This window comes from Thermodesulfobacteriota bacterium (genome assembly GCA_040754335.1).
In the GTDB taxonomy this organism is placed as follows: domain Bacteria; phylum Desulfobacterota_D; class UBA1144; order Nemesobacterales; family UBA2774; genus 2-12-FULL-53-21.
In genome coordinates this window covers 19,960-31,791 of record JBFMCV010000004.1, presented here as the reverse complement: position 1 = coordinate 31,791, position 11,832 = coordinate 19,960, and the positions used below count along the sequence as shown (strand labels likewise).

At 56.3% G+C, this 11,832-nt stretch carries 9 protein-coding genes; 1 reads left to right on the top strand and 8 read right to left on the bottom strand.

The annotated features are described in order from the left end of the window. The first annotated feature begins 21 nt into the window (after positions 1-21). Positions 22-1,050, top strand: coding sequence for a deoxyhypusine synthase (locus AB1598_09100; GenBank protein ID MEW6145159.1), 1,029 nt, complete (start codon positions 22-24; stop codon positions 1,048-1,050). A gap of 25 nt (positions 1,051-1,075) precedes the next feature. Here the strand turns inward: AB1598_09100 and pgl are convergent, their stop codons facing one another. From pgl to ppgK, 8 genes are all read right to left on the bottom strand, one after another. Beyond that, entirely contained in the window at positions 1,076-1,810 is a 735-nt protein-coding gene (gene pgl / locus AB1598_09095) for a 6-phosphogluconolactonase (protein ID MEW6145158.1), read from the bottom strand. Positions 1,811-1,853: 43 nt separating this feature from the next. Further along, entirely contained in the window at positions 1,854-3,392 is a 1,539-nt protein-coding gene (gene zwf / locus AB1598_09090) for a glucose-6-phosphate dehydrogenase (protein MEW6145157.1), read from the bottom strand. Positions 3,393-3,471: 79 nt separating this feature from the next. Continuing rightward, positions 3,472-4,128 (bottom strand): ribulose-phosphate 3-epimerase, encoded by a 657-nt coding sequence (gene rpe / locus AB1598_09085; protein ID MEW6145156.1) that lies wholly within the window; start codon positions 4,126-4,128, stop codon positions 3,472-3,474. Positions 4,129-4,159: 31 nt separating this feature from the next. Then, positions 4,160-4,855: a ribose-5-phosphate isomerase RpiA gene (rpiA, locus tag AB1598_09080; protein MEW6145155.1), complete on the bottom strand. Its 696-nt coding sequence runs from the start codon at positions 4,853-4,855 to the stop codon at positions 4,160-4,162. Positions 4,856-4,881: 26 nt separating this feature from the next. Next, positions 4,882-5,637 (bottom strand): HAD family phosphatase, encoded by a 756-nt coding sequence (locus AB1598_09075; protein ID MEW6145154.1) that lies wholly within the window; start codon positions 5,635-5,637, stop codon positions 4,882-4,884. 9 nt (positions 5,638-5,646) lie between these two features. Then, a complete protein-coding gene (locus AB1598_09070) occupies positions 5,647-8,472 on the bottom strand; it encodes a bifunctional transaldolase/phosoglucose isomerase (GenBank protein ID MEW6145153.1) in 2,826 nt (941 codons plus the stop codon). Between the two features lie 70 nt (positions 8,473-8,542). Then, the gene (tkt, locus tag AB1598_09065; protein ID MEW6145152.1) at positions 8,543-10,603 is read right to left on the bottom strand and encodes a transketolase; all 2,061 of its coding nucleotides are present in this window, start codon (positions 10,601-10,603) and stop codon (positions 8,543-8,545) included. Positions 10,604-10,900: 297 nt separating this feature from the next. Continuing rightward, positions 10,901-11,671 carry a polyphosphate--glucose phosphotransferase gene (ppgK, locus tag AB1598_09060; protein MEW6145151.1) on the bottom strand — a complete coding sequence of 257 codons (771 nt, stop codon included), beginning with the start codon at positions 11,669-11,671 and terminating at the stop codon, positions 10,901-10,903. Positions 11,672-11,832 lie beyond the last annotated feature (161 nt).

Genomic DNA, 11,832 nt, shown 5'->3' with positions numbered 1-11,832 from the left:
AAGGTAAAGGAGAAACGGCAAATGGCCAAGACAAAGACCACGAAGAAAGAGCTTTTAAAACAGACGATCAAGCACGTCGATATAAAGAAGATCGACGGCAAGCAGATAATCGACGCGTACAGGGGCATGTCTTTCTCTTCGAGAGACGCCGCAAGGGCGGCGGACATATTCAACATGAACCTCGCCGACAAGAACGCCTCCGTGTGGCTCACGCTTGCGGGCTCGACCTCGGCGGGCGGATGCATGCAGGTATACGTCGACATGGTGAAGCACAACATGGTGGACGTAATAGTAGCAACGGGCGCTTCCATCGTTGACATGGACTTTTTCGAGGCCCTCGGCTTCAGCCACTACGCCGGAACGCCTTTCATAGACGACGGCATGCTGAGGTCGCTCTACATCGACCGCATCTATGACACGTTCATTGACGAAGACGAGCTCCAGGCATGCGACAGGACTGTCGCCCAGATTGCAGACTCTCTCGAACACCGCCCGTACTCTTCCAGGGAATTTATACGCGAGATGGGAAAATGGCTCACGAAGCACGCAAAGAAGAAGAACTCCCTCGTGCAGGCGGCCTACGAGCACAACGTGCCGATATTCTGCCCCGCCTTCACGGACTCGTCCGCAGGGTTCGGTCTCGTGTTCCACCAGTGGAATAACCCCGACTCCCACGTGTCGATAGACAGCGCGAAGGACTTCCTCGAGCTTACGAAAATAAAGATCTCTTCCAAGGAGAGCGGCCTCTTCATGGTGGGGGGAGGCGTGCCCAAGAACTTCGCGCAGGACACAGTCGTCGCGGCCGAGGTGCTGGGCTTCGACGTGCCGGTGCATAAATATGCCGTTCAGATCACCGTAGCCGACGTGAGGGACGGCGCTTGCAGCTCGTCCACGCTTAAGGAAGCTTCGTCCTGGGGAAAGGTCAGCACAGTCTACGAGCAGATGGTCTATGCCGAGGCTACGACTGTCGTCCCGTTAATAGTGGCGAACGCCTATCAGACCGGGAAATGGAAACAGAGGAAGCCCAGAAATTTCAGCAAAATGTTTTGATTGTCAGAGAGTGTCCGCGGCTTGACTAGAGCCAGGGGGCGGCGGCCCTGTCCACGTACCATTCGAGGACGCCGTCAGTAGGGCTCACAATGGAAGCCGGGTAAGGCAGTCTCTGCCCGGGGTTTTCCAGAATCTCCCTGAGCACGGCCTCTTTTCCCTCCCCCGCGACGAGGAACGAAACCCTCTTTCCGGCGTCGAGGACAGGAAACGTGACGCTCACCCTCTTCTGCCCGGTCTGAGGATGAGTTGCGACCACGCAAATCTTCTCTTTCTCATTTAAAGTCGGGGCTCCGGGGAATAACGAAGCCGTGTGCCCGTCTTCTCCCATGCCGAGGAATATCCAGTCGAAAGAGGGAAAACCGCTCACGCCCGCGGGGACGTTCTTCTTTATCTCTTCCGCGTAACGAACGGCTTCTTCATCGGGAGGGTTTTCACCCAACACGCGGTGGATATTGTTCCCGGGGATCTTGATATGTGACAAGAGCGAGAGGTAGGTCATCTTGAAGTTGCTCTCGTCGTTATCCGGCGGGACGCAGCGCTCGTCTCCCCAGAAGAGAACGACCTTATCCCAGGGGAGGCCGTCGCCGTAAGGAGGCGCGGCCAGCACCTCGAAAAAGGCCCTGGGCGTGTGCCCTCCGGAGAGCGCCACGATCAGGGACTCTCCCGAAGCCGCCTTCGCAGCGAGAGCCGTCTTGAAATCCTCAGCGAGGCGCTTCGCCAGTGCCGTAATATCGTCGAAGAGGTAAATTTCCTTTTTCATTCCATCTCCTGCTTTTCACAATCATGAAAAATTCATACACAGGTTATTTGAGCTCGTAAAAATCCCCGTCGGTCGTCAGATGGTCGGTCGGATACCTCCAGTCCTCATCAGGAGCATCGAAGAGGTGCCTCGCTTCGGGTGGACCCCAGGTGCCGGCGGGGTAGCCGAAGAGCTTTATTTCGGGGTCGTCCTCCCATGCCTTAAGTATGGGATCGACAAACTTCCAGCACGCCTCCACGGCGTCAGCGCGCGCGTAGTGCGTCGCGTCGCCCATGATGCAGTCGAGTATGAGCCGCTCGTAAGCTTCGGGTATGTATGCATCCGCAAGCTCGGAATAGTGGAAGTCCATCCCGACCTCTTCAATGTCGAATCCCGCCCCCGGCTTCTTCATGCCGAACCGGAGCAGAATCCCTTCGTCGGGTTGTATGCGTATGATGAGCTGGTTGGGCTTCGCCGAGCACAGCTCTTCCTGGGTGAAGAGGTGATGGGGGGTCTTCTTGAATTCTATAACGACCTCGCTCACGCGGGCGGGCAGGCATTTCCCTGTGCGGAGGTAAAACGGCACACCGCCCCACCTCCAGTTGTCTATGTAGAGCTTGAGCGCGACGAAAGTCTCGGTCATCGAATCGTGGGCTACGTCCTTTTCCTGCCTGTATCCGGCTATTTTCTTACCGTCGATCACGGACTCCGTGTACTGGCCCCTTACCGCGTACTTGTCCACGTCCTCGGGCTTTATGGGCCTGAGAGACTGGAATATCTTGATAGACTCATTGCGGACGTCTATCGCGTCGAAGAACGAAGGGGGCTCTATGGTGACCGTGCCGAGCACTTGCAGGAGATGGTTCTGTATCATGTCCCGGAGCGCGCCGTAGTGGTCGTAGTATCCGCCCCGCTCTTCGACGCCTATCGTTTCGGCCGCAGTGATCTCGACGCGGCTCACGTAGTTCCTGTTCCAGAGGGGCTCGAAGATGCCGTTTGAGAACCTGAGAGCGAATATGTCCTGCACGGTCTCCTTGCCGAGATAATGGTCTATCCTGTATATCTGTCCTTCCTTGAAGATCCTCTGGAGGTCGTGGTTGAGCGCCTCGGCGGAAGCAAGGTCCCTGCCGAAAGGCTTTTCCACGATTATCCGCCGCCACGACGAGCCTTTCCCCTCTTTCTGGAGCCCTTTCTTCCCGAGGTTCTTTGCGATAGAGGTGTAGAGGCTCGGAGACGTGGACAGATAGAAAATATAATTGCCGCCCGTTTTCTCGGCTTCGTCTATCTTTGACAGTTTTTCCCTGAGGTCGTCATAGTGGTTTACGTCAGTCGCGTCCATGGCGAGGTAATAGACGTGCTTCGAGAACGGCTCCAGCTGTTTCTGCTCGGATTTTTTGATGCCCGCGTACGTGACGACGTCCTCGATTATTTTTTTCCTGTATGCGTCGTCCGTGAACGGAGACCTGCTCGTGCCGAGTATGGCGAAATTCTCGGGGAGGAGCTTCTGCCTGAATAACGCATAGAGTGCGGGCATGAGCTTACGCTTGGTCAAATCCCCGGAAGCCCCGAAGATCGCGATTATACAGCCGTTTTCCTGTGCCATCTTGCTTACCTCTCGGTCTTATTTGTATTCGTCATCCACAATTATAATCCCTCCGCTCGAATCACAACGCCGGAGGGTCTCACCGTACACTGTCGAGCAGAGCTTTTACGTTATCCCGCACCGTGCCTTTGTCGTTATAAACGCTCGATCCCGCGACAAGGACAGCAGCACCGGCCCGCACCGCCTCGGGAGCCGTCTCGACGTCTATTCCGCCGTCGAGGCCTATAGGGACGTCGAGCCCCTTCCTGCCGAGCATCTCTTTTATCTCGCGAATCTTGCCTAACTGGCTCCATATGAACCTCTGCCCGCCGAAACCAGGATTGACTCCCATCACCTGGACGAAGTCGGCGAGCTCCAGAACTTCGCTTATAGAGGAGGCAGGTGTGGCGGGGTTAAGGGTCACGCCCGACTGCACGCCGAGCTCCCTGATGGACTCGAGCACGCGGTGGAGGTGGTAGCAGACCTCCTGATGGACTATGATGCGGTCGGCTCCCGATTCGGCGAATATATTTATATATTTCTCGGGCTCGACTATCATGAGGTGGACGTCGAGCTTTAATTTCGTAAGCGGCCTTATGGCGGCCACCACGCCGGGCCCGAAGTTGATGTTGGGTACGAAGCGCCCGTCCATCACGTCTATCTGTATCCAGGCAACTCCCGCTTCCTCCGCCGCTTTGACCGCCTCCCCGAGCCTGGTAAAGTCCGCAGATAGTATTGAAGGTTCGATCATCACCATGGTATTCGCGTACGTCCTTACGAGTCTATTGTTATGAATCCTTCCGCTTCTGATAGCGTATGCCGTGTGTTGTCGCGACTATGACCTCGCTTGCAGTGCCTATGAACAGGCCGTATCCCGCTATCCCCGCCCGCTGGCCGAGCTTCTGAGCCAGGCTCTCGATGTCGGGAATCGGACCGAATCTACCGTCAATTATATAGTTATTCTGGTCAGTGGTGTAGGGCGATCCGTCTTCTTTCATACGTAAAACGGGCTCGGCGCCGAGGGACATTAGAAAATTCGCCACGGGCTTCCACGCGAAGGGTATGACTTCGACAGGCACCGGGCAGCGTGTGCCGAGCATCGGCGAAAGCTTGCTCTCGTCGACGATCATGACGTTACGCCTGCTCGACTGCGCGAGAACCTTTTCTCTCAAGAGCGCCCCGCCGCCGCCTTTGATGAGGTTGAGCCCGGGGTCGACCTCGTCTGCTCCGTCTATGGTCAGGTCTATCTCCTGCTTATCGTCGAACGAGATCACCGGTATGCCGAGCTCTCTTGCTTTTTTTTCAGTTTCGAGCGAGCTCGGTATGCCCGCGATGTCCTTGAGCCGCCCGTCTCCGAGTCTCCGGGCTATCTCTTCGAGTGCGTACTTCGCGGTGCTGCCGGTGCCGAGGCCGAGGACCATCCCCGGACGCACCAGATCCACGGAGCTAATGCCGGCTTCTTTCTTGAGCCTCTCCTGGAGCATATTCTGATCTGGGGAGGGAGAACCGCTCATCCTGTTTTCTCCTTCCGAGAGTTAAGCTCGCTGATAAATCCCTTCGCGGTATCGAGGAGCGCGGGAGGCGTATCCACAACGCGGAGGTTTCCGGCGGGGGGAATCTTGTGGACCCCCTCCCTCGTGAAATCGGTCGTTACCGCGATGCAGTTCATGCCCGCGGCCAGCGCCGCCTCTACTCCGGACGCGGAGTCCTCGACGACGAGGCAGTCCGCATGGGGGACCTTGAGCTCATCGGCCAGAAGGTTATATATCTCGGGATCGGGCTTCCCGTGCTCGACGTCCTGAATGGTGGCTATGAAATCGAACTCCGGCCTTATGCCGAGGACGTCCAGCACGCGGTCGGCTTCTTCCCTATGGGACATCGTACCGAGGCCCGTCGGATAACCCTCGCCGCGGGCCCATTTGAGGAGACCCAAGTTGTAGGGGCAGAGGTGCGCTTTCAATACTTTCGGATCGGAGATCATCTTGAAATAGGTCCCGAGCCTGATATCGACATAGGCCTGCCAGGGAGTTCGGACGTGGAATTCCTTCATCCTCGCCTTAGCCGCGTCCTCGAGATTAAACCTCTTGATCAGACCCGACGCAACCTCCTTGCGGGTAAGGCCGACATAGTCCTTGAAAGCGTCTATGACCTCGTCTTCGGTAAGAGATTTATCGAGCTCGACCGCGGCCATGGCGTATGACTCCGCCTTTAGTGCCTCAGTCTGCACCAGCGTGCCGTCGAGATCAAAAATGAGCGCCTTTATCACTTTGCCCTCTTATAGTATTTTCGCAAGCCTGTTAATACCGCTTACGACGTTTTCGCCGAGGTGGAACGTTATGACCTTGCGCTTCCTGTCGAGGAGCGCCTGGCGGTCGCCGAGAGCCTCGGCGTTTACGAACACGCCGAAGCTTATCGAAGAGGCTTTCTTGCCCGCCTCGTCCGGTATGGGGGCGTCCTCGGGCTTATCTGACGTGAACTGGATGAAGAGACCGTGTCCGGCGTCTCCCTTATGGAGCTGTCCGGTAGAGTGGAGGAACCGAGGCCCGAACCCCACGGTCGTGGCCAGACGGTATTGCTTCTCTATCTTCGCCCTGAGCTTCTGGAGGGCGTTGTAAGTCTCGTCCGAGGGCTTGACATAGGCCTGGAGCGCGACGTAGCTCCTCCCCTTCGATTCGTCCCTGCCGGGCCTGGCGAACGAAAGAAATTTTTTAAGCGCCTGCTCCAAACCGGGGGCTTTGAAATCGGAGTAGACGGTTATTCCGGATTCGCTGAGGGTCGGTTTCAGTACCGGCAGCTTACCCTTTTTCTGATACTCCGCTATCATCTTGCGCGCGAGGACCTTGGCGGCCTCCACGTTCGGCTGGTTGAAAGGATGAATGCCTATGATCATGCCGGCTACGGCGATTGCCATCTCCCACCTGAAGAACTCGCCTCCCAGGTCGTAGATGTCCCTGAGATTGATACGCACGACCGGATAGCCCGCTTTCTCGAGGGCGTTTACCTGCCTGTCGTAGGTACTGTCACTATTCAGGCGGAGATAGACGAAGAGCCTGTCGTTCGCATAGAATTCGGGCTGGGCGAGAGGCTCCCTGTCGACGGGGAGTATTCCCTTCCCGTCCTTGCCCGTGCTCTCGGCTATGAGCTGCTCGACCCATGAGCCGAAGCTCTCTATGGGCGGTGAGGCGACGAGCGTGACCTTGTCGTGACCGGCCTTGGCGAGCTCCCCCAGTATCGCGCCAAGCCACGCGCCCGAGTTATCCCCGTCCACGGCACAGTTGCAGCTCTCGCAGTTGTGGAGCATCGTGATCGCCCGTGCGAGGAGAGTGTCGAGGTCGACGCCCTGGAAAGCCGCAGGCGGTATGCCGACGAAAGAAAGTGCCGAGTACCGTCCGCCGATGTTGGGATCATTCAGGAACGTCTTTCTGAACTTGAGCTCAGCCGCCATCTTCTGGAGCCCGCTCCCCGGGTCCGTGATGGCGATGAAATGCCTTCCCGCATCTTTCTTCCCGACCTCTTTCAAGACCTCGTTGTAAAAGTATTTCATGAAGGAGAGTGTCTCCGCAGTGCCTCCCGACTTCGTGGATACGATGAAGAGAGTCTTCGACATGTCGAGGCGGTTACGCTGCTCGAGGACGGCACCGGGATCGGTGCTGTCGAGAACGGCGACGTCGAGATAGCCTTTTTTGACGCCGAACGTCTCGCGAATGACGAGAGGGGCAAGGCTCGAGCCGCCCATACCGAGGAGCAGCACGTTCTTATAGCCGTCTGCCTTTACCTCATTTACGACTTTTCTTATCCCCGGAAGCGCATCGACCATAACTTCCGGTATGTGGAGCCAGCCGAGACGGTTGCTTATCTCCGCCGGGTCGTCCTCCCAAACCATGTAATCGAAATTCCATATCTTCTGTATGATGTTGTTGTCACGCATTGCTTCGAGCGATTTATCGACCGCGGCCTGATATTTGCCGAGGGACGCGGAGTAGGGTTTTTTCTCGGACTGTATCTGCTCCTTTTTCTGCTCTATGCTCGCCATCAGAGTCGTGAAGGAATCGGCAAACTGCTGAACGCCGTCTCTCAGAAGCTTGTTAGTCACTTTCTTCAAATCTATTCCGAGCTTCCCGAGCTTCGCTATGTCCTGCTCCGCCTCCCTCACGCCTCTCGTCAGCGTGAGGGCGGCCTTCCCGTGGTCCCTGAAGTTCTTGTAGGTAGCCGGAGGGACCGTATTTACGGTATCGGGCCCTATAAGCTCGTCGACGTAGAGCGTATCGGAATACGCGGGGTTCTTGGTGCTCGTGCTCGCCCAGAGGCACCTCTGCACCCTCGCGCCCGCATCGGCCAGCTTCTTCCAGCGCTTGCCTCTAAAAGTTTTCCTGAATTCGTCGTACGCGAGCTTCGCATTCGCTATCGCGATCCTGCCCTGTAGCGCAGTGTTCCCGATCTTCTCGAGCTCCGGGTCTACGGCGGTGTCCACCCTGCTTACGAAGAACGACGCGACAGAAGCGACCCTGTCCACCCTGTGCCCCTTGAATATAGACGGGCCTTCGGCGGCCAGCTTTTCGAGTCCCCTGATATACGCCTCGGCCACGGCCTTATACTGCTCGACGCTGAACATGAGCGTCACGTTCACGTTGACGCCCGCGCCGATGAGCTCAGTGATTGCGGGGATGCCCGCCTTGGTGGCGGGGACCTTGATCATGACGTTCGGGCGCCCGAGAGTGACGAAGTATCTCCTCGCTTCCCGTATAGTGCCGTTCGTGTCGTTAGCCAGGGTGGGGCTGACCTCGAGGCTTATAAACCCGTCGCCCGCGTCCGTCTTGTCGTAGAGCGGCCTGAAGAGGTCGGCTGCCATCGCAATGTCCTTTAATGCGAGCGCTTCGTATATCTCGTTCACGGATTTGTTCTGCTCGACCAGGGCTTTGAGCTCCTCGTCATAGTCCGAGCTTCCGGCAATGGCTTTTTCGAGTATGGAAGGGTTCGAGGTCTCACCCCTCAAGCCTTCGTCTATAAGGGCTTTGAGCTCTCCCGAGGTTATGAAAGACCTCCTGATATAGTCGTACCAGATCGACTGGCCGAGTCTGGATAAATCCGTTATTCTGGACATCGTCTTTCTCCCGTTCACGAATTTATTTGTTCTATAAAAACGGAGCGTGACAACAAGTCTTAAATCTACATCATTTCTTTGACGGTTTTTTAACTTTCTTGCCGTTCGACTTAAGGACCTCTTTCGCTTTCGCAACGACATGGTCGACGGTGAAGCCGAACTCAGGAAGGAGGTCCGCTATGGGAGCCGACTCGCCGAACGTGTTTATACCGATAAAGCCGCTCTCATCACCCGACCCCGCATACTTGCACCAGCCGAACGTGGAGCCCATCTCCACGGACACCCTGGCCTTTACGGACGAGGGGAGGATTTCTTCCTTGTAATCCGCGGTCTGCATCTCGAAGAGAGACCACGAGGGCATGCTGACCACGCGCGCCTTGATCCCCTGCTTTTTAAGTATCTCGTATGCGCCGAGGCATAGCTGGACCTCGGAGCCGGTGCCTATCAGTATGACGTCCGGCCCGGGCTTGCTGTCTGCGAGAATATACGCGCCCTTGAGAGCTCCTTCGGCCGGGGCGTAAAGGCTCCTGTCAAAAGTGGGGACGTCCTGTCTCGTCAGTATCAGGGCTACAGGGTGGTCTTTCGAACCCATTATATATTTCCACAGCACGCTCAATTCGTTGGCGTCTGCTGGCCTTACGACGGCGAGGTTGGGCATTGCCCTCAAGGACGCGAGGTGCTCGACGGGCTGGTGCGTAGGGCCGTCCTCGCCGAGACCGATGCTGTCGTGAGTGAATATGAAAGTCACGGGAATCTGCATCAGGCTCGCGAGCCTGATAGTAGCCCTCATGTAGTCGGAAAACACGAAATAGGTGGCAGTGTAAGGCCTCAGCCTGCTGAGCGCCATGCCGTTCGCGACGGCTCCCATTGCGTTCTCTCTAATGCCGAAATGGAAGTTCCTGCCGTCATAGATGCCCTTCTCGAAGCTGTTCGCATTTTCTATGTAGGTTTTTGTGGAAGAGCCGACGTCTGCAGCTCCTCCCAAGAGGAACGGGTACACCGGAACTATGGCATTCAGTATCTTGCTGTTTGCAGAGCGTGTAGCGGGCCCCTTGGGATTTGGAGGGAACGCCGGGAGGCATTTCTCCCACCCTTTTGGCATTTCTCTGTCCTGAAGCTCGCGGAACTGTTTCGCCAGTTCGGGATATTCGCGCTCGTACGAGCTGAATTTCTTATTCCATTCGTCCTCGAATACGGCGCCTTTCCTTATTACGGTTTCCCTGTATTCCTTTACCTCGTCAGGGATGTAGAACTTTTTGTCGGGGTCCCAGCCGTAATTTATCTTGGTCTTCCGTATCTCCTCGTCGCCTAGCGGCTCCCCGTGAGCCGCTGACGTGTCCTGCTTGTTCGGACTCCCGTATCCGATGTGGCTGTCGACTATGATGAGGGACGGCTGCTCGTTCTCCTTGAACGCCCTCTCTATCGCTTCAGCGAGCATCTCGAGGTCGTTAGCGTCCCCAACGCGCTGCACGTGCCAGTTGTATCCCATGAACCGGGCGGCCACGTCCTCGCTGAAAGCGAGAGCGGTGTGTCCTTCTATGGTTATGTGGTTGTTGTCGTAGAACCAGATGAGGTTGTTGAGTCCCAGGTGTCCGGCGAGCGAGGCCGCCTCGCCCGATATGCCTTCCATCATGCAGCCGTCGCCGCATATCGCATAGATGTTGTAGTTGATGATCTCGTGACCGGGCCTGTTGAAATAAGAAGCGAGCCATTTTTCGGCGATCGCCATGCCGACAGACGTAGCGACCCCCTGGCCGAGCGGCCCCGTCGTGGTCTCTACCCCGGGCGCGAGGCCGTATTCGGGGTGGCCCGCGCATTTGCTGTGGAGCTGCCTGAATGTTTTTATATCGTGGAGAGAAACGTTATAACCGGTCAGGTGAAGCAGGCTGTAGAGGAGCATCGACGCGTGGCCGTTTGAAAGCACGAACCTGTCGCGGTCGGGCCAGTCGGGGTTCCTGGGATTGAACTTCATGAATTTATCCCAGATCGTGAAAGCTACCGGAGCGAGAGCCATCGGCGTACCCGGATGACCGGAATTCGCTTTCTGAACAGCGTCCATAGAAAGCGTCCTTATCGTGTTTATTATGAGCTGCTCCAGCTTGTCTCTGCTCATTTTGGGTTTCGACTCCATATCGCTTCTCCTCATCCATTAATTTTGAGTATTATTATGAATATAGTATTAAGACCTATAAAAACTGAAAAGTGACTCGGTCCGCGCCGTTGTCGCCGTATCTGCAATTATACCTGCGCGGAAGGAACGCATGATTTGAGGGACGGCTTCACAAATCCATTTCGATATGCGCCTTTGAGCTTCCCTGCGAAACAAATTGCTACCTCGGAAACGCGGAGTCACAAATTTAGGAAATATAGGCTGCGACCAATGCCATTATCACACAACGAACCCCAGAATGCAAGAAAAGCCCCGTTTTTAAAGCTCGGAAGCGAGCGCGGCCCCGACGATACCGGCGTCGTTAAGCATTTTCGCGGGCACGATCGGAGCTCTGACCTTTATATACGGGAAAAACTTATCCGACTTTTTGCTAACCCCGCCCCCGATAATGATAAGGTCGGGAGACAGGAGCTTTTCGATGTGCTGTAAATAATCGTTCACCCTCTTACCCCATTTCTTCCAGCTGAGGCCCTCGATCTCCCTGTGAATCTCCGCCGTGCGTTTTTCCGCGTCCTCGCCGTCTATTTCTATGTGTCCCAGCTCCGTGTTACGCACCAGGTGGCCGTCGACGAAGAGCGCGGTGCCTACGCCCGTCCCGAGCGTGACCATGAGGACGACCCCGCCGCCGTGCCGGTTATATTTCTCCCCCGCGCCGAACTTCATCTCGGCGAGGCCCGCCGAATCCGCGTCGTTTATCACTACGGCCTTAAGCGGCGATATCTTCTCGATCTCGTCCCTGATATTGACCCCGATCCATTTCTTCGACAGGTTCGCAGCCGTATAGACTTCCCCGCTCTTCATAACGCCGGGAAAACCGCACCCGAGAGGTCCCTTCCAGTTCCAGTGAGAGATTATGCCCCCTATGGCTTCGAGCATGCTCTTTGGAGTCGCCGGATGAGGGGTGTCTACCCTGTATCTTTCCGCAAGCAGCACGCCTTTGTCGATGTCGACGGGGGCCGATTTGATCCCTGTCCCTCCTATATCTATGCCGAGGACAGGCGGGCTCGATTTTACGGGTTTTTTAGCCATGCGTCCGCCTTTACGGAGATTGTCGCAACCGGATTAATTCTACACCAATTCGGTGCTGGATATGAAACATTGCTCGATAATTAAATGCAGTCCTCAAGGGAGAGACGGCCCCTGCGCTCGGAACAGGCAAGCAGCAACCCGAATCGCTATTCCATCGCATC

What these genes read in the sequence shown, in the direction of transcription:
- AB1598_09100 (MEW6145159.1), top strand. Translation starts at nt 22, where the DNA reads ATGGCCAAGACAAAGACCACGAAGAAAGAGCTTTTAAAACAGACGATC.
- pgl (MEW6145158.1), bottom strand. Translation starts at nt 1,810, where the DNA reads ATGAAAAAGGAAATTTACCTCTTCGACGATATTACGGCACTGGCGAAG.
- zwf (MEW6145157.1), bottom strand. Translation starts at nt 3,392, where the DNA reads ATGGCACAGGAAAACGGCTGTATAATCGCGATCTTCGGGGCTTCCGGG.
- rpe (MEW6145156.1), bottom strand. Translation starts at nt 4,128, where the DNA reads ATGGTGATGATCGAACCTTCAATACTATCTGCGGACTTTACCAGGCTC.
- rpiA (MEW6145155.1), bottom strand. Translation starts at nt 4,855, where the DNA reads ATGCTCCAGGAGAGGCTCAAGAAAGAAGCCGGCATTAGCTCCGTGGAT.
- AB1598_09070 (MEW6145153.1), bottom strand. Translation starts at nt 8,472, where the DNA reads ATGTCCAGAATAACGGATTTATCCAGACTCGGCCAGTCGATCTGGTAC.
- tkt (MEW6145152.1), bottom strand. Translation starts at nt 10,603, where the DNA reads ATGGAGTCGAAACCCAAAATGAGCAGAGACAAGCTGGAGCAGCTCATA.
- ppgK (MEW6145151.1), bottom strand. Translation starts at nt 11,671, where the DNA reads ATGGCTAAAAAACCCGTAAAATCGAGCCCGCCTGTCCTCGGCATAGAT.